This window comes from Croceicoccus sp. BE223, assembly GCF_031457155.1.
Lineage (GTDB): Bacteria > Pseudomonadota > Alphaproteobacteria > Sphingomonadales > Sphingomonadaceae > Croceicoccus.
This window is the reverse complement of record NZ_JAVDWB010000002.1, coordinates 562,785-578,708: the sequence shown is the minus strand read 5'-3', so window position 1 is coordinate 578,708 and position 15,924 is coordinate 562,785. Positions and strand designations below refer to the sequence as shown.

General features: G+C 65.0%; 17 protein-coding genes. 10 read left to right on the top strand and 7 right to left on the bottom strand.

Annotated elements, in window-relative coordinates; all coding sequences use genetic code 11:
- Window positions 1–54 precede the first annotated feature (54 nt).
- The 4 genes from coaE to J2X37_RS06765 are packed head-to-tail and all read right to left on the bottom strand — an operon-like array spanning window position 55 to window position 2,990.
- The gene (coaE, locus tag J2X37_RS06780) at window positions 55–672 is read right to left on the bottom strand and encodes a dephospho-CoA kinase (protein WP_310019214.1); all 618 of its coding nucleotides are present in this window, start codon (window positions 670–672) and stop codon (window positions 55–57) included.
- Window positions 669–1,526 (bottom strand): shikimate dehydrogenase, encoded by an 858-nt coding sequence (gene aroE, locus J2X37_RS06775; protein WP_310019212.1) that lies wholly within the window; start codon window positions 1,524–1,526, stop codon window positions 669–671. Before aroE ends, coaE begins: the two co-directional genes overlap by 4 nt.
- Window positions 1,523–2,107 (bottom strand): nucleoside triphosphate pyrophosphatase, encoded by a 585-nt coding sequence (locus tag J2X37_RS06770; protein ID WP_310019210.1) that lies wholly within the window; start codon window positions 2,105–2,107, stop codon window positions 1,523–1,525. The genes aroE and J2X37_RS06770 overlap by 4 nt, the downstream gene beginning before the upstream one ends.
- 46 nt (window positions 2,108–2,153) lie before the next feature.
- Complete coding sequence (locus J2X37_RS06765; protein ID WP_310019208.1) at window positions 2,154–2,990, bottom strand: pyruvate, water dikinase regulatory protein; 837 nt, start codon at window positions 2,988–2,990, stop codon at window positions 2,154–2,156.
- Window positions 2,991–3,337: 347 nt separating this feature from the next.
- Here J2X37_RS06765 and hemE point away from each other — a divergent pair, with 347 nt between their 5' ends.
- From hemE to rho, 3 genes are all read left to right on the top strand, one after another.
- The gene (hemE, locus tag J2X37_RS06760; RefSeq protein ID WP_310019206.1) at window positions 3,338–4,363 is read left to right on the top strand and encodes a uroporphyrinogen decarboxylase; all 1,026 of its coding nucleotides are present in this window, start codon (window positions 3,338–3,340) and stop codon (window positions 4,361–4,363) included.
- Window positions 4,364–4,415: 52 nt separating this feature from the next.
- Window positions 4,416–4,868 (top strand): CopD family protein, encoded by a 453-nt coding sequence (locus tag J2X37_RS06755; RefSeq protein ID WP_310019204.1) that lies wholly within the window; start codon window positions 4,416–4,418, stop codon window positions 4,866–4,868.
- Window positions 4,869–5,088: 220 nt separating this feature from the next.
- The gene (gene rho / locus J2X37_RS06750; RefSeq protein ID WP_310019202.1) at window positions 5,089–6,345 is read left to right on the top strand and encodes a transcription termination factor Rho; all 1,257 of its coding nucleotides are present in this window, start codon (window positions 5,089–5,091) and stop codon (window positions 6,343–6,345) included.
- A gap of 96 nt (window positions 6,346–6,441) precedes the next feature.
- Here the strand turns inward: rho and J2X37_RS06745 are convergent, their stop codons facing one another.
- Window positions 6,442–7,137, bottom strand: coding sequence for a dienelactone hydrolase family protein (locus J2X37_RS06745; protein WP_310019199.1), 696 nt, complete (start codon window positions 7,135–7,137; stop codon window positions 6,442–6,444).
- Window positions 7,138–7,275: 138 nt separating this feature from the next.
- On the opposite strand from J2X37_RS06745, the gene J2X37_RS06740 reads away from it, so the two are divergent.
- Genes J2X37_RS06740 through J2X37_RS06715 form a run of 6 tightly spaced genes read left to right on the top strand, consistent with a single transcriptional unit; the run spans window position 7,276 to window position 13,126 of the window.
- Window positions 7,276–7,533, top strand: a complete 258-nt coding sequence (locus J2X37_RS06740; RefSeq protein WP_310019197.1) for a DUF6489 family protein — start codon at window positions 7,276–7,278, stop codon at window positions 7,531–7,533.
- 37 nt (window positions 7,534–7,570) lie between these two features.
- Window positions 7,571–8,851, top strand: a complete 1,281-nt coding sequence (gene mnmE, locus J2X37_RS06735) for a tRNA uridine-5-carboxymethylaminomethyl(34) synthesis GTPase MnmE (protein WP_310019195.1) — start codon at window positions 7,571–7,573, stop codon at window positions 8,849–8,851.
- Between the two features lie 55 nt (window positions 8,852–8,906).
- Entirely contained in the window at window positions 8,907–10,763 is a 1,857-nt protein-coding gene (gene mnmG / locus J2X37_RS06730; protein ID WP_310019193.1) for a tRNA uridine-5-carboxymethylaminomethyl(34) synthesis enzyme MnmG, read from the top strand.
- On the top strand, window positions 10,760–11,401 hold the full coding sequence (gene rsmG / locus J2X37_RS06725) for a 16S rRNA (guanine(527)-N(7))-methyltransferase RsmG (RefSeq protein WP_310019190.1): 642 nt from the start codon (window positions 10,760–10,762) through the stop codon (window positions 11,399–11,401). Before mnmG ends, rsmG begins: the two co-directional genes overlap by 4 nt.
- A gap of 16 nt (window positions 11,402–11,417) precedes the next feature.
- The gene (locus J2X37_RS06720) at window positions 11,418–12,191 is read left to right on the top strand and encodes a ParA family protein (protein WP_310019545.1); all 774 of its coding nucleotides are present in this window, start codon (window positions 11,418–11,420) and stop codon (window positions 12,189–12,191) included.
- Entirely contained in the window at window positions 12,188–13,126 is a 939-nt protein-coding gene (locus tag J2X37_RS06715; protein WP_310019188.1) for a ParB/RepB/Spo0J family partition protein, read from the top strand. The genes J2X37_RS06720 and J2X37_RS06715 overlap by 4 nt, the downstream gene beginning before the upstream one ends.
- Here J2X37_RS06715 and J2X37_RS06710 read toward each other — a convergent pair.
- Window positions 13,123–13,605, bottom strand: coding sequence for a GAF domain-containing protein (locus tag J2X37_RS06710; protein ID WP_310019185.1), 483 nt, complete (start codon window positions 13,603–13,605; stop codon window positions 13,123–13,125). The genes J2X37_RS06715 and J2X37_RS06710 overlap by 4 nt on opposite strands.
- 111 nt (window positions 13,606–13,716) lie before the next feature.
- Between J2X37_RS06710 and J2X37_RS06705 the strand changes: the two genes are divergently transcribed.
- Window positions 13,717–15,090, top strand: coding sequence for a sorbosone dehydrogenase family protein (locus tag J2X37_RS06705; protein ID WP_310019183.1), 1,374 nt, complete (start codon window positions 13,717–13,719; stop codon window positions 15,088–15,090).
- Here J2X37_RS06705 and J2X37_RS06700 read toward each other — a convergent pair.
- Window positions 15,087–15,866, bottom strand: a complete 780-nt coding sequence (locus tag J2X37_RS06700; protein WP_310019542.1) for an ATP-binding protein — start codon at window positions 15,864–15,866, stop codon at window positions 15,087–15,089. The genes J2X37_RS06705 and J2X37_RS06700 overlap by 4 nt on opposite strands.
- Window positions 15,867–15,924 lie beyond the last annotated feature (58 nt).

Genomic DNA, 15,924 nt, shown 5'->3' with positions numbered 1-15,924 from the left:
TTCTGGTTCGCAATAATCGGGAAAGGCGGTCCTGCGGGGCCGCCTTTTTCTGTTTCAGCGCCTCAGTCTCGCGACCAGGTCGGCCACTTGGCGGCGCGTTGCTGCGAGCGAGAGGCCGGTATCGATGATGTGATCGGCGCGGCGGCGCTTCTCCGCATCGGGCATCTGGCGCGACAGGATGTCCTCGAACTTGGCCTCGGTCATGCCCGGCCGGGCGAGGACGCGTCGGCGCTGCTCTTCGGCGGGGGCCGAGACGACCGCCACCGCATCCAGCCCCGCGCTGCCGGTGCGTTCGTAGAGCAGCGGGATGTCGAAGACGACCAGCGGTGCGTGCCAGTTCGTATCCATGAAGCCGATCCGTTCGGCCGCGACCGCCGGGTGGACGATCGCCTCCAGCCGCGACAGCGCGGCAGGATCGGCAAAGACCAGCGCGCCCAGTTCCGCGCGCCGGACGCCCTCCGGCCCGGTCGAGCCGGGAAAGGCCGCCTCGATCGCGGGAAGCAACTCGCCGCCCGGCCCCTGCATGCGGTGCACCTCGGCATCGGCGTCGAACACCGGCACGCCCAAATCGCGCAGCATTCCGGCCACGGTCGACTTGCCCATGCCGATCGAGCCGGTCAGGCCGAGGATGAACGGACGGGGCCCGTCGCGTGTCGGCATCTCCCGGCTCATGCGCCGAGCCTGCGGCGCAGTTCGTCGTCGTCGTCGTCGCGCGGCGCCGGAACCGCGAAGAACCGTTCGAACGCGGCCGCCGCCTGGCCGATCAGCATGTTGAGCCCGTCGATGGTGCGAAACCCGCGGGCCTTCGCCTCGGCCAGGAACGGCGTTTCCAGTGGCGCGGTGACGATGTCATAGCAGATCGATCCGGGCGGAACGTGGCCGAAATCGAAGTGCAGCGGATCGTGCCCCACCATCCCCAGCGATGTCGCGTTGACGACGAGGTCGAGGCAACCTTCCCGGTCGTCGAAGGCAAAGTCGGTCGGGGCCGCGAAATGGTCGAGCGGTGCGACGTGGTGTTCGCCGCCGGGATCGAGTTCGTCCAGCAAGGCGCGGGCCTTGGCCGGGTCGCGGCCCGCCACCACCAGCACCAGGCCTTCGTCCGCCAGGCCCGCAATGATCGCCCGCGCCGCGCCGCCGGTGCCGATGATGCGCGCCATCCGGAAGTAGTGTTGCTTGGCAAGCTCCGTGCGCAACGGCTCTAGAAAGCCCGCAACATCGGTGTTGGAGCCGACGAGCTCGCCATCGACCGGGACGACCGTGTTCACCGCGCCCACCTTGGCGGCAATCGGCTCGATCCGGTCGAGCAGCGGCATGATCGCCTGCTTGTGTGGCATCGTCACGTTGCAGCCGCGCCAATCGTCGTCGCCGCGGCGGCTGGCGATGTAGTCCGCTAGATCGGCGGGGCGGACGTGGCAGCTGCGATAATCCGCCGCGATTCCGGCTCTCTCCAGCCAGAAGCCGTGGATGGCCGGTGACTTTGACTGGGCAATGGGATCGCCGATCACCTCGGCGTAGGGGCGAGTCATGCCGGCAGCACTCCTTCGTCCCGCAAGGCCGCGAGCACGGCCAGCAGCGGCATGCCGAGCACGGTGAACTGATCGCCCTCGATCGCCGAAAAGAGCTGCGGTCCGCGCGCCTCGATGCGGAAGACGCCGACGCAGTGGCCGACTTCGGGCCATTCGGCGTCGAGATAGGTTTCGATGAACCGATCGGACAATTCACGCACCGAAAGGCGGGCGCAATCGACTATGCGCGCCACGGTCAGGCCATCGCGGACGAGGACCGCGCCGCTGTAGAGTTCCATCGTCCGGCCCGAGAACTGGCGCAGATGCGCGCCGGCCTCTTCGCGATCGGCCGGCTTGTCGAAGCGGCGTCCGTCCACCACCACCAGCGAATCGCTGCCGAGAACCAGCGCGCCGGGATCTTGCGCGGACACCGTTCGTGCTTTGGCCTCGGCCAGTTGCGCCGCGATGTCGGCGGGCGCGGCGTCGGGCAGGGCAGCTTCGAGAGCGCGTTCGTCGATATCGGCGGGCACGGCGGTGAAAGCGACACCGGCAGCGGACAACATCGCCTGGCGCGAGGCGCTCTTGGAAGCGAGGATCAGCATGTCATCGTCATCGTCATCGTCATCGTCAAAGAGGGGCACAACCGGATCAGACGGGCTTCGGGCCCGGCTTTTCCGCTATGCGCCGTTCGTTGTGAAGGTTGATCACCGCCGCGGCCGTCTCTTCGATCGAGCGTCGGGTGACGTCGATGACCGGCCAGTTGTTGTCGGCAAAGATGCGGCGGGCATAACGGACCTCGTCCTCGACGCTGTCGCGTTCGACGTAGTCGGTGTCCGGCGACTGGTTGAGCGAGAGCAACCGGTTGCGGCGCACCTGGACCAGACGGTCGGGCGAGGTGGTCAGGCCTACCACCATCGGTCGCTTCAACCGGAACAGCGCCTGCGGCGGCGGCGATTGCGGCACGATGGGAATGTTGGCGACGCGAAAGCCGCGATTGGCGAGATAGATCGAGGTCGGCGTCTTCGACGTGCGCGAGACTCCTGCCAGCAGGATGTCGGCCTCCTCCCATTCCTCCCAGAGCAGCCCGTCGTCGTGGGCGATGGTGAACTGGATCGCCTCGACCCGCGCGAAATAGGCGTCGTCCATCTGGTGCTGCCGCCCGGGCCGGTGCAGCTGCTCCTGCCCCAGCACCCGCGACAGGCAGTTGGTCACCGTGTCGAGCGCCGAAACGGTAGCGACGTCTGCCGCCTTGCACGCCTCCTCCAGCCGGGTACGGATGTCCTGGTTGACCAGCGTGAAGATGACGAGACCCCGATTGGTGGTGATCTCGTTCATGATCCTTTCCAGGTGCTGGTGCGATCGGACCATCGGCCAGAAGTGCCGTTCGACCTCCACGTCGTCGAACTGCGAGAGGGCCGCCTTGGCAATCATCTCCAGCGTCTCGCCGGTCGAATCGGACAGGAGATGGAGATGCAGCTTGGTCATCGATTCGCGTGGCAGCCCGAACTTGGCCCGATCGTCGGCGGGGCCTGTGGAAAGACGACCGGATAAACCACGGGAGAGGAAGGCGGACAAGTCAAACCGCGCAAACGCTCCCCGCTGTACCGGATTCGATACCGGGAATTTCTGGACAGGGTCGGGGTTTGGCCACAGCCTGTGGAGAAGGCGGACAAGTTTCGTTTGACCGCGAGAGCGTGCGGATTCGCATGGCGTGATCCGCTCTGGCGCCGGACTGACAATTCGGGCAGGAACAACCCGTCCCCGCTTTCCACAGGGCCAACAGACTCCAATCACCCTTTTAAAAACTTATTTTATGGTGTTCTGAGACACGCATGCCCGGTCTTTTAATCGATACGCTGAAGGGAACGAATGGGTCCCGCCGTCCTCTCTGGCTGATGCGTCAGGCCGGGCGTTACCTGCCCGAATATCGTGCCTTGCGGGCCGACAAGGGCGGGTTTCTCGCCCTCGTCTATGACAGCGAGGCCGCGGCGGAGGTCACGATCCAACCGATCGACCGTTTTGGGTTCGACGGGGCGATCCTGTTTTCCGACATCCTGATCGTGCCCTACGCGATGGGACAGGACCTGCAATTCCTGGCCGGGGAAGGGCCGCACCTTTCGCCCCGCCTCGCCGATGCGGCGCTCGCCTCGCTGGAGAGGGTGCCCGAACGGCTGACCCCGATCTACCGCACGGTCGAACTGTGCGTCGCTCGGTTGGACGAGACCAAGACAATGCTCGGCTTTGCCGGATCGCCGTGGACGGTCGCGACCTACATGGTGAACGGAGAGGGCAGCCGCGACCAGCACGAGACCCGGGCCATGGCCTACGGCGATCCGGCGGCGTTCCAGGCCATCGTCGATGCCATCGGCGACGTCACGGTCGAATACCTGATCGGCCAGGCGAGAGCCGGGGCGGAGGCGGTGCAGCTTTTCGATTCCTGGTCCGGAAGCCTTGCACCGGACGAATTCGAGCGCTGGGTAATCGCGCCCAACGCCCGCATCGTCGATCGTTTCCGCGCCGCCTGCCCCGATGTGTCGGTGATCGGCTTTCCCAAGGGCGCGGGCGAGAAGCTGGCCGCCTACGCGCGCGAAACGGGGGTCGACGCGGTCGGCGTGGACGAGACGATCGACCCGGCGTGGGCGGCGCGCGAACTGCCCGCGAACATGCCGGTGCAAGGCAATCTCGATCCTCTGCTTCTCTTGTCCGGGGGTCAGCGAATGACGGACCGGGCCCGCTTTGTGCTCGACTGTTTCGCCGACCGGCCGCACGTCTTCAACCTCGGCCATGGCATCGGCCAGCATACGCCGATCGCCCATGTCGAGGAGCTGTTGGGCGCCGTTCGCGCATGGTCGCGTTGACGACGCCCGCTGCACGATTGAAGCGGGCGGGTCACCTGCCTATCTCGACCCCATGCAGGAGATCCTGACCTTGCTCTATCCCTGGCTGAAGGTCGGCCACGTGGTCTTCGTGATCTTCTGGATGGCCGGCCTGTTGATGATGCCGCGCTTTTTCGTGTATCACCAGGAAGCGCCCGTGGGATCGGAAGAGGCGGCGCGCTGGGTGGAGCGTGAGGCGAAGCTCAGGAAGATCATTCTCAACCCGGCTATCGTGATGGTCTGGCTGTTCGGGCTGGCGCTTGCCTTCACCATCCAGGCATGGGGCGAAGCGTGGTTTCACCTCAAGCTCGCTCTGGTGCTGGGCCTGTCGGGCTATCACGGCTGGATGATCGGCTATGCGCGCAAACTCGCGCGCGGAGAGCCGGCGCTGACCGGCAAGCAGCTGCGCCTGATCAACGAAGTGCCGGGCATCGCCGCGATCCTGATCGTCACCACCGTCATCGTCGGGAGAGCCGTCCTCGGCTAGGCGCGCTTGCGCGGCGCCATGGCGCGCCGGTCATTGACGAGGGACGCCCGGCGGCATATCTGGGCAGCAGGCGGCGTCCTTGCCGTCGATCCGGCTTCCCGCGAACGGCAGGGGCCGCGATCAGGTCCGCTTTCTCCAAGCCCTTGGACCACGGCTTCGAAATCCGCCGTCATCGCGAACGAACGCTTCGAACCGGCCAGTCCCCTACGGAAACTGCATCATGCATCTCAAGGAACTCAAACAGAAAACCCCCGCCGAGCTGGTCGAAATGGCCGAAGAGCTTGGCGTCGAAGGCGCATCGACCATGCGTCGCCAGGACCTGATGTTCGGCATCCTCAAGGAAGTGGCCGAAGACGGCGAGGAAATCCTCGGCATCGGCACGATCGAGGTCCTGCCCGACGGCTTCGGCTTCCTGCGCAGCCCCGAGGCGAACTATCTCGCCGGTCCCGACGACATTTACGTTTCGCCCAATCAGGTTCGCAAGTTCCAGCTGCGGACCGGGGACACGGTCGAGGGCGAGATCCGCGCGCCGCGTGACGGCGAGCGTTATTTCGCGCTGACCAAGCTGCTCAAGGTCAATTTCGACGATCCCGACGTGGTGCGCCACCGGGTCAACTTCGACAACCTGACGCCGCTCTATCCCGAACAGAAGCTGACGCTCGATGCGACCGACCCGACGGTCAAGGACAAGTCCGCCCGCGTCATCGATATCATCAGTCCGCAGGGCAAGGGTCAGCGCGCGCTGATCGTCGCGCCGCCGCGGACCGGCAAGACCGTGCTGCTGCAGAACATCGCCAAGGCGATCACCGACAATCATCCGGAGGTGTTCCTTCTGGTCCTGCTCGTCGACGAGCGGCCCGAGGAAGTCACCGACATGCAGCGATCGGTGAAGGGCGAAGTGATCTCCTCGACCTTCGACGAACCCGCGCAGCGCCACGTACAAGTCGCCGAGATGGTGATCGAAAAGGCCAAGCGCCTCGTCGAACACAAGAAGGATGTCGTCATCCTGCTCGATTCGATCACCCGCCTCGGCCGCGCCTACAACACCGTCGTTCCCTCGTCGGGCAAGGTGCTCACCGGCGGCGTCGATGCGAACGCCCTGCAGCGTCCCAAGCGCTTTTTCGGTGCGGCCCGCAACATCGAGGAGGGTGGCTCGCTCTCGATCATCGCCACCGCGTTGATCGATACCGGCAGCCGCATGGACGAAGTCATTTTCGAGGAGTTCAAGGGCACCGGTAACTCGGAAATCGTCCTCGACCGCAAGGTCGCGGACAAGCGCATCTTCCCGGCGCTCGATGTCGGCAAGTCCGGCACCCGCAAGGAAGAGCTGCTGGTCGGCAAGGACAACCTGTCGAAGATGTGGGTGCTGCGCCGCATCCTCATGCAGATGGGCACCGTCGACGCCATGGAATTCCTCCTCGACAAGATGAAGGATTCCAAGACCAACGAGGACTTCTTCGCGACTATGAACCAGTAAGGTTCGTAGCGCTTAGAGATCGCGCCAGGAAGGTTAAGGAAAGGGCGGGCATTTCGATTGGGAGTGCCCGCCCTTTCCTGTTTCTCGGCCAAAAAATCAGAGGTTGGCTGCGAAAAACTCCGCGGTGCGGCTGTCGGCCAATTGGGCACCGGCCTCGTCCCGGCGGTTGCCGCTCTCGGTGGCGAAGCCGTGGTCCAGTCCCTCGTAATCGTGGATCGTCACACGAGGGTGACCGTCCAGCCCCTCGTGCATCTTCGCCTGGGCTTCGGCATCCACGAAGTGGTCGGCCGTCGGCACATGCAGCAGCAGCGGCTTCGCAATGGCGTGCGATTCGCCCAGCATCTGGTCGATCATCACCCCGTAGTATCCGACCGAGGCATCGATATCGGTGCGCGTCGCGGTCATGTAGGCGAGCTTTCCGCCCAGGCAGTAGCCGACCGCCCCGACTTTCGGGACACCCGCCTCGCGGCGGATCCAGTGGATCGTTGCCTCGATGTCCTTCACGTTGTCATCGGGCTTGTTTAGGCCGAAGAGCTCGAAGGCGCGCTGCATCTCGGGCTCGACGTCGGGGTCCAGCTCAATGCCGCGTTCAATGCGCCAGAACAGATCGGGCGCGACGGCGAGATAGCCTGCGGCGGCCCACTTGTCGCATTTGGCGCGGATGCCCGGGTTCACCCCGAAAATCTCCTGGATCACGATGATCGCCGCGCGCGGCGTGCCTTCCGGCCAGGCGACGTAGGCATCGAAGCTGTCGGCCCCGTCAAGGGTGGCGATACGGACGGTCTCGGTCATGGCTGGCTCCGCTTTGTGTCAGGTTCGATGCGAGGATTAGGGCGGCTAGATGGACTTTGCCAAGGGGGTGTGACAGCTTGTCATGACGGACAGCCGGTCGTTTGCGATCGATCGCGCGGCGCAGGAAGGAAAGCCGGGATGAAAGTGAACGTGGAGATCGACTGCTCGCCCGAAGAGGCGCGGCGGTTCATGGGCCTTCCCGACGTTTCGCGCGCCAACGACGTCTATGTCGACAGCCTCGTCAACGCGATGAAGGGTGCCGGAAGCCTCGACCAGGTGCAGGAACTGATCAAGGGCTTTGCACCGATGGGCGAGATGGGTCTGCGCATGTTCCAGCAAATCGTCGAGAGCGGAACCAACGCGGCCTTTGGCGGCAAGGCGCCGAACAAGAACTGACTTTTGCCCTCCGCCCCGGCGCGCTAGGGCGCTTGGCATGAGCGCGGATACCATCTTTGCCTTGTCGAGCGGGAGTCCGCCCGCCGCCATCGCGGTCGTCCGGCTGAGCGGTCCCGATGCGGGCGCAGCACTGTCGGCGCTCTGCGGATCGATCCCGGCGCCGCGCCATGCGGCCTTGAGGACATTGCGCGACGCGGACCGTTCCGTCCTTGATCGGGCGCTGGTCCTCTACCTGCCGGGTCCCGGCAGCGCCACCGGCGAGGATTGCGCGGAACTGCATCTGCATGGGGGCAGGGCTGTCATCGCGGCCGTCGAAAGCGCGCTGGCGGCACTGCCTCGCCTGCGCCGGGCCGAGCCTGGCGAGTTTACCCGGCGCGCCTTCGCCAACGGACGGATGGATCTCGCCGAAGCCGAGGGGCTGGCAGACCTGCTGGCAGCGGAAACGGAGCTGCAACGGCGCAACGCCCAGGCTCTGGCGACCGGTGCATTGTCCCATCAGGTCGAGGCGTGGCGTGTCGAGCTACTCGGGCTGGCCGCGCTGGTGGAGGCAAATCTGGACTTCGCGGACGAGGATGACGTGGCAACCATGCCGTCCGATTTCGCTCATCGGTGCGACGCGCTGGCCGCCGGCTTGGCCCAATGGCTTGGCGTGCCGCGGGCAGAGGCGCTGAGGGAAGGCTATCGGGTCACCATTGCCGGGCCGCCGAACTCGGGGAAGAGCAGTCTTTTCAATGCCTTGCTTGGGGAGGAAGCAGCGATCGCGACGCCGATTGCCGGAACGACCCGCGATGTGCTGTCGCGCCCGGTGTCGATTGCCGGAGTGCCGTTCCTCATATCCGACACGGCCGGTATCCGCGAAGATACCGACGATGTGGTCGAACGCATCGGTGTTGCGCGGGCGAGGGAAGAGGTGGGAAAGGCCGATCTCGTCATCTGGCTAGGCGCGGAGGGTGAGGGGCCGTCGCAAGCGATCGAGATCGAGAGCATGACCGACCGAGACGATCGCATCCGCAAGTCGCAACCCGACTTCCGCGTTTCGGCGAAGACGATGGAGGGAATTCCTGCGCTCGCGACCGCGCTGGTCGAGCGTGCGCGCTCTGCGATGCCGCGCCCCGGGCAGGTCGCGGTTTCCCGGCGTCAAGGGGTGCTGCTCGAACAGGCGCGGATTGCCGTTGCCTCGGCGGCCGAGGAGATCGACCCCCTCCTTGTGGCAGAACAATTGCGGTTGGCGTGCATCGCCTTCGATCGCTTGACCGGGAGAGCCGCCACCGAGGACATGCTCGATGCCTTGTTCGGCCGGTTCTGCATCGGCAAGTGATGTTCCACGTGGAACAACTTTGACGCGACGCAGTCTAAACGTTAGACCGCCGGCCATGCCTCATTTCGATGTCATCGTTGTCGGCGCGGGCCACGCCGGATGCGAAGCCGCCACGGCAGCGGCGCGTTGCGGGGCCGTCACTGCACTGGTCACCTTTGATCGATCCCGGACCGGAGCGATGTCGTGCAATCCTGCCATCGGCGGGCTGGGCAAGGGGCACCTCGTGCGGGAAGTCGACGCGTTCGATGGTATGATTGCTCGGGCCGCCGATGCCGCTGCCATCCATTATCGCATGCTCAACCGATCCAAGGGCAGCGCGGTTCAGGGTCCCCGGATTCAGGCCGATCGCCAGCTATTCCGCATGGCCATCCAGGGCATGGTTCGTGGACAGGAAAATCTGGCGGAAATTGAAGGCGAGGTGGCGGCGCTGATTCTTGATGGGGATCGGGTCGGCGGGGTCGAGCTGGCTGATAGCTCGAGGCTGTATTCGAGCGCTGTGGTGCTCTGCACCGGGACATTCCTGGGAGGCCGGATGTTCAGGGGCGAGGACGTGTTCGAGGGCGGCCGCATTGGCGAGGCGGGCGCGCATCGACTCGCGGCGCAGATGCGTGATGCGGCCTTGCCGATGCAGCGTCTGAAGACCGGCACACCACCGCGACTTGACGGTCGCACGATCGATTGGGGTCGGTTGGACAGGCAGCCGAGCGACGAGGATCCTTGGACCATGTCGCCGCTGACAAGGCAGAGGCCGAACCCGCAGGTGCATTGTGCGATCACCCGCACGACCGCCAAAACCCATGACATCATCCGGGCGGGACTGGATCGCTCGCCGCTCTTCAGTGGAGCCATCGACGCGCGCGGCCCGCGATATTGCCCGTCTATAGAGGACAAGATCCACCGGTTCGCCGACCGCGATTCGCATCAGATCTTCCTCGAGCCGGAGGGTCTCGACGACGCGCTGATCTATCCCAACGGCATCAGCACTTCGCTCCCGGTCGATGTGCAGCTTGCCATGCTCCGATCGATCGAGGGTCTGGCCGAGGTCGAGATGGCCATTCCCGGTTACGCCGTAGAATACGACCACATCGACCCACGTTCGCTCGACCGGGACTTGCAGGTCCGCGTGATACCCGGCCTTTACTGCGCCGGGCAGATCAATGGCACCACCGGTTACGAGGAAGCAGCGGCGCAAGGTTTGATCGCTGGGCTCAACGCAGCCTGTGCCGTACAGGATCGTGAGGGGCCGGCTCTCGACCGCGCGAACAGCTACATGGCGGTGATGATCGACGACCTGACGCTCCACGGGGTCAGCGAACCCTACCGCATGCTGACCGCGCGGGCGGAATATCGCCTGCGGCTCAGGGCCAACAATGCCACGACCCGCCTGACGCCGATTGCTTTGGATATGGGCTGCGTCGGGCCGGAGCGGATCGCGTGGTTCGAACGCCGCGAAGAGCACCGTGATGCTTTGGAAGGCGAGTTGTCACGCGCATACTCTCCCACCGATTTGCGTGAGGCGGGGCTAGAGGTGCGACGCGACTTGCCGCCGGCGCCCCTGGCGGACTGGATGCGGTTCGACGCCGTTGCTTCCGTGGGCGTTGGGTTACTCGATTGCGACTATGGCGAGCACCCCGACCTTGTGGAGGAGGTGCTTGAGGACGCTCGATACGCGCCGTATCTGGCTCGACAGGACGCGGAGATCCGGGATCTTCGGGCGAGCGAATCGGTCTCGCTCGATGCCACCTTTCCCTACGGGACCATCCCCGGACTCTCGCGCGAAATGGTCGAGCGGTTGGAACGGGCCATGCCGGATAGTCTCGCCGCAGCAGGTCGCGTGCCGGGGATCACTCCAGCGGCATTGTCGGCGGTATTGGTGCATGCCCGACGCCTGCAGCAAAGCGATGCCGCGTGACAGCAGAGGACGACCGGGATCGCGCGTGGTCGCAGGAATGGCTGCACGCAAATCTGGGAATCAGCGCAGAACAAGTTGCAAAACTGGACTTGCTGGTCGCAAACCTGCGTCGCGAAAATGACCGGCAGAACTTGGTTGCGAAGGGGACGCTCCCGCTCGCTTGGTCCCGGCATATCGTCGACAGCCTCCAACTGCTCCAGCTTGTTCCACGTGGAACACTCTCCACTTGGCTGGATCTCGGGACGGGGGCGGGCTTCCCAGGCCTGGTTTGCGCGATCGCGGCGGAAGACATTCAGTTCACGTTGGTCGAGCAACGTCCGTTGCGGACGCAGTGGCTCAAAGCACAGGTTGGCGATCTCGGCCTTTCCAACATAATCGTGCAGACAGCCAACGTGACAACCTTGCCTAAAAAGAACTTCGACGTGATCAGTGCCCGGGCCTTCGCGCCTCTGCCTAAACTGCTCAAGCTATCCGCCGCCTTTTCCACACCTGCTACCCATTGGCTCTTGCCGAAAGGGCGGTCGGCCAAGCAGGAATTGCAGGAGCTGAAGGGGTGGCGGCATCTGTTCCACGTGGAACAGTCGGTGACCGATCCGCAATCCGGGATCATTACCGGTACACTTCTCGGGCGTACCTGAAGCGGGGTTGACGATGATGATTACCATCGCAGTGGCAAACCAGAAGGGCGGCGTGGGCAAGACGACCAGCGCCGTAAATTTGGCTACGGCGATGGCGGCGATGGGCTGGCGAACGCTGCTTGTCGATCTCGATCCCCAAGGCAACGCTTCGACCGGATTGGGTGTCAACGCGGAGGACCGCGGTAATTCGAGCTACGAACTCCTGGTCGATGGCATAGCGCTTGAAGAGTGCGTTGTTTCGACAGCCATCCCAAACCTGGACCTGGTCCCGGCCAAGGTCGACCTGTCGGGGGCCGAGATCGAGTTGGTCGAAATGCATGACCGAACAGGTCTGCTGGGTGCCGGGCTGGCGGGAGCCGGTTACGATATCTGTTTCATCGACTGTCCCCCGTCGCTGGGATTGCTGACGCTCAACGCCCTGACGGCGGCGAACAAGCTTCTGGTGCCGCTCCAGTGCGAGTTTTATGCGCTGGAAGGTTTGAGCCAGTTGCTGCGAACGGTCGAACAGGTCCGTGAACGGTTCAATCCGGAAATGGAGATCGTGGGCATCGCGCTTACCATGTTCGATCGGCGAAATCGCCTGACCGATCAGGTTTCCGATGACGTTCGTGGGGTCCTTGGCAAGCTCGTCTTCGAGTCGGTCGTTCCGCGCAACGTGCGCCTTTCGGAAGCGCCGAGCCACGGGCTCCCTGCGATCGTCTACGATCATAATTGTTCGGGATCGCGCGCCTACATGGACCTGGCCCGCGAACTCATCGAACGTCTCCCCGAACGAAGGAAAGCCGCATGAGCGAGAACGTCGCCACCAAGCCGTCGACCAAAGGCCGCGCCGCGCTCGGGCGGGGACTGGGCGCCTTGCTCGGTGATACGCGCCGCGAGGAGCCGGTCGCCGCGAATTCTGGCATCGACGGTGCTGCCGCACCTCGCGATGGCTTGGCCATGCTCGCGATCTCCAGCATCGAACCGCATCCGGAAAATCCGCGCGTCCGCTTCGAGGAAGGCGCTCTAGAGGATCTTGCCAAGTCCATCAGGTCGCGCGGTGTCATCCAGCCGGTCATCGTTCGTCCGGGAAAGGGCGGCCAATACCAGCTTGTCGCGGGCGAGCGCCGCTGGAGAGCGGCTCAGAAGGCGCAAGTCCATGAAATTCCTGCGATAATTCGCGAACTAAGCGATCGCGACGTGACCGCGCTGGCGCTGATCGAGAATATCCAGCGCGAGGACCTCAACCCGGTCGAGGAAGCGCGCGCCTACAATCGGCTCGCGAGCCGCGATGGCATGTCGCAGGCCGACATTGCCGAGATGGTCGAAAAATCGCGGAGCCACGTCGCCAACCTGATGCGGTTACTCAGCCTTCCGGACGGCGTTCTCACTATGGTCGAACAGGGCGAGCTATCGATGGGGCATGCCCGCGCCCTGATCAATTGCGAGAAGGCCGAGGAAATCGCCAGGGACGCTGCCGGCGGCCGCCTCTCGGTTCGCGATGTCGAGAAGCGTGTGCGCAAGGCTGCCAGTGGCGATGCGCCGAGGCGCCGGGCTGCGCGCCCGCCCCGCGACGCGGACAATGCGGACATTCTCGCGGTGCAGAAGACGCTGGAAGAACTGCTCGGCCTGCCGGTGCAGATCAAGGCGGATGGCGATCCGACCTCGGGCCAGGTCATCGTGGGCTACAAGACCCTCGATCAGCTCGACATGATCTGCCAGCGACTTTCTGGCGGCGAGATCTAAATTCGGTCAGACAGGATCGCGGCCACCGCCTCGATCCCTGCCTGGTCCTCCGCGCCGAACCGGGCGAGGGCCGGGCTGTCGAGGTCGATCACCGCAATCACCGCTCCATCGTGCATCACCGGAACGACGAGTTCGGAGCGGCTGGCCGCGTCGCATGCGATATGGCCGGGAAAGGCGTGGACATCCTCGACCAAGACCGAGCGAGCTTCGGCAGCAGCAGTGCCGCAGACGCCCTGGCCAAGCGGAATTCGGATGCAGGCCGGCCGTCCTACGAAGGGGCCGAGCACCAGTTCGTCGCCGACCATCCGGTAGAAGCCAGACCAGTTGAGATCCGGCAGAAACTCGGCGAGCAAGGCGGCGCAGTTGGCCATGTTGGCCACCGCGTCGCGCTCGCCATCGGTGATCGCGCGCACGGCGCTTTCCAGATCGCGATAGAGGGCGGGTTTGTCGCCGGTATCGGCGGGGGCGAAATCGTACATGCGCCGCTCCATAACGCGCGACGCGGCAAAGCGCCATCGCGTGTGCCCGCCGTTTAACGCCCCCTGTGCGTCCCCATTGTGCCTGCGGAGTGGGCACCCTATTGAACAGGCATGACTTCCAAGCTGCGCAATACGCTCATCGCAATCGCCATGGTGACGGCGATCCTCGTCGGCCTCGCGGCCTATTTCATCCATGGGTCGCCCGCCGAACTGACACTGGCCGAAGTGACGGGTACCGATCCGGTCATCGCGCCGCCGAATTACGAAACGGTGCCAACAGTGAAGTTGGTGACGCCGAGCGGGTGGGCCGCCGGGGATGCTCCCGTCGCGGCGCAGGGACTTTCCGTAGCGCGCTTTGCCGAGGGGCTGGATCATCCTCGCGCGATGCTCACGCTGAACAATGGCGACGTTCTTGTCGCGCTGACCAATGCGCCGACGGTCGAGGCCAAGTCGCTGCAGGACCGGATCATGAAATTCTTCATGGCCAAGGTCGGCGCCGCCGGCCCTTCGGCGAATCAGATCGTGCTGCTGCGCGACGCCGACGGCGACGGCCGGGCAGAGGCGCGCAGCGTGCTGCTCGAGAACCTGAATTCGCCGTTCGGCATGGTGGCGCACGACGGCAAGCTTTATGTCGCGAACAACGATGCCGTCCTCGCCTTTCCGTTCAGCCCCGGGCAAACGAGGATCGAGGGTGGGCCGGTCAAGGTGATGGATCTGCCCAAGGGTGGCAACCACTGGGCCCGCAACCTCGTGCTGAGCCCGGATGGGGAGCATATCTACGTTTCGATCGGATCGGCATCGAACATCGGCGAGCGGGGCATGGAGCTGGAGAAGGGCCGCGCCGCCATCTACGAGATCGACACCGCGACCAACGCCAACCGCATCTATGGCGCAGGGCTGCGCAATCCGGTCGGCATGGACTTCAACCCGGACAGCGGCGAGCTGTGGACCGTGGTCAACGAACGCGACATGATGGGATCGGACGGCCCGCCCGACTATTTGAGCAACGTGCCGATCGGGGTCAACTACGGCTGGCCATGGATCTATTACCGGTTCGAATACGACGGCCGGGTCGAAGCACCGATGCCGCAGTATCTGCAGGAATACGTGCGCTATCCGGAATATGCGCTCGGCGCGCATACCGCGCCGCTCGGTCTCGTCTTCGCGGACGAGGTTTCGCTGGGCGGGCCGTACGCCAGCGGGGCCTTCGTCGCACGGCACGGATCGTGGAACCGAAAGCCGGTATCGGGCTATGACGTCGTCTTCGTCGGCTTCGACAAGCTGGGCAATCCGCTCGAAAAGCAGCCGATCCCGGTGTTGACCGGCTTTCTCGACGGCGATGGCAAGGCGCATGGCCGGCCTACGATGCTGACCTGGGACCGGACCGGCGCGCTGCTGGTCAGTGACGATACGGGCGGGATCATCTGGCGGGTCCGCGGCGCCGGTTCGAAAGCGGCCGCGCCCGTCGCTGCCCCTGCGCGCTAACCCTCAAGCGAGCGCCCAACGCGTCCTGCCAGTTCGGTGACATAATGCCGGGCCACGCGACCGGAGCGGGCCCCGCGCCGCTTCGACCATTCGAGCGCATCGGCTTCGTCCCACGCCAATCCGTAATGCTCGGCATAGCCGGCCACGATGGCGAGGTAGTCATCCTGCGAGCAGTTGTGGAAGCCGATCGAGAGGCCGAACCGATCGGCGAGCGCCAGCGCGTCGTCGACCGAATCGCGAGGGTTGATCGGATCGTCCTGCTCCGACAAGTGCCGGGCGACGATGGCGCGGCGGTTGGAGGTGACCGCGATCCTCACGTTGGCCGGGCGCGGCGATACGCCACCCTCGAGCAGCGAGCGCAAGAGCCGCGCTTCGTTCTCCTGCCCCGCGCCGAAGCCGATGTCGTCGATAAACAGCAGGAACCGCCGATCCGAGGCCCCCAGCAGGCCCATGAGCGTCGAAAGCGTGTCGAGCGCATTCCCGGCCGCCTGGACCAGCGCGATGCGCCCAGCACCGTCCGCAGCCGCCAGAACGGAGGCTCGAATCAGTGCCGACTTGCCCATGCCCCGCGCGCCCCAAAGCAGCATGTCGTGCGCGTCGGCACCTGCGGCGTGGCGGGCGACGTTTTCGGCCACGGTATCGCGCTGCCGGTCGATGCCGCGCAGCAGCGCCAGCGGCGGCGCATCGAGCCGCGCAATGGCGCCCAGGCCTTGCCCATCCCAGCTGTAGGCGGGTGCAGCGGCAAGATCCGTCGCGGGCGCTGGCGGCGGCCCCATCCGTTCGAGGGCCGCGGCAATGCGCGCCCCGATGCGCACCAGGTCCGATCCGATGGTG

What these genes read in the sequence shown, in the direction of transcription:
- coaE (WP_310019214.1), bottom strand. Translation starts at nt 672, where the DNA reads ATGAGCCGGGAGATGCCGACACGCGACGGGCCCCGTCCGTTCATCCTC.
- aroE (WP_310019212.1), bottom strand. Translation starts at nt 1,526, where the DNA reads ATGACTCGCCCCTACGCCGAGGTGATCGGCGATCCCATTGCCCAGTCA.
- J2X37_RS06770 (WP_310019210.1), bottom strand. Translation starts at nt 2,107, where the DNA reads ATGCTGATCCTCGCTTCCAAGAGCGCCTCGCGCCAGGCGATGTTGTCC.
- J2X37_RS06765 (WP_310019208.1), bottom strand. Translation starts at nt 2,990, where the DNA reads ATGACCAAGCTGCATCTCCATCTCCTGTCCGATTCGACCGGCGAGACG.
- hemE (WP_310019206.1), top strand. Translation starts at nt 3,338, where the DNA reads ATGCCCGGTCTTTTAATCGATACGCTGAAGGGAACGAATGGGTCCCGC.
- J2X37_RS06755 (WP_310019204.1), top strand. Translation starts at nt 4,416, where the DNA reads ATGCAGGAGATCCTGACCTTGCTCTATCCCTGGCTGAAGGTCGGCCAC.
- rho (WP_310019202.1), top strand. Translation starts at nt 5,089, where the DNA reads ATGCATCTCAAGGAACTCAAACAGAAAACCCCCGCCGAGCTGGTCGAA.
- J2X37_RS06745 (WP_310019199.1), bottom strand. Translation starts at nt 7,137, where the DNA reads ATGACCGAGACCGTCCGTATCGCCACCCTTGACGGGGCCGACAGCTTC.
- J2X37_RS06740 (WP_310019197.1), top strand. Translation starts at nt 7,276, where the DNA reads ATGAAAGTGAACGTGGAGATCGACTGCTCGCCCGAAGAGGCGCGGCGG.
- mnmE (WP_310019195.1), top strand. Translation starts at nt 7,571, where the DNA reads ATGAGCGCGGATACCATCTTTGCCTTGTCGAGCGGGAGTCCGCCCGCC.
- mnmG (WP_310019193.1), top strand. Translation starts at nt 8,907, where the DNA reads ATGCCTCATTTCGATGTCATCGTTGTCGGCGCGGGCCACGCCGGATGC.
- J2X37_RS06720 (WP_310019545.1), top strand. Translation starts at nt 11,418, where the DNA reads ATGATTACCATCGCAGTGGCAAACCAGAAGGGCGGCGTGGGCAAGACG.
- J2X37_RS06715 (WP_310019188.1), top strand. Translation starts at nt 12,188, where the DNA reads ATGAGCGAGAACGTCGCCACCAAGCCGTCGACCAAAGGCCGCGCCGCG.
- J2X37_RS06710 (WP_310019185.1), bottom strand. Translation starts at nt 13,605, where the DNA reads ATGTACGATTTCGCCCCCGCCGATACCGGCGACAAACCCGCCCTCTAT.
- J2X37_RS06705 (WP_310019183.1), top strand. Translation starts at nt 13,717, where the DNA reads ATGACTTCCAAGCTGCGCAATACGCTCATCGCAATCGCCATGGTGACG.
- J2X37_RS06700 (WP_310019542.1), bottom strand. Translation starts at nt 15,866, where the DNA reads ATGGGGCCGCCGCCAGCGCCCGCGACGGATCTTGCCGCTGCACCCGCC.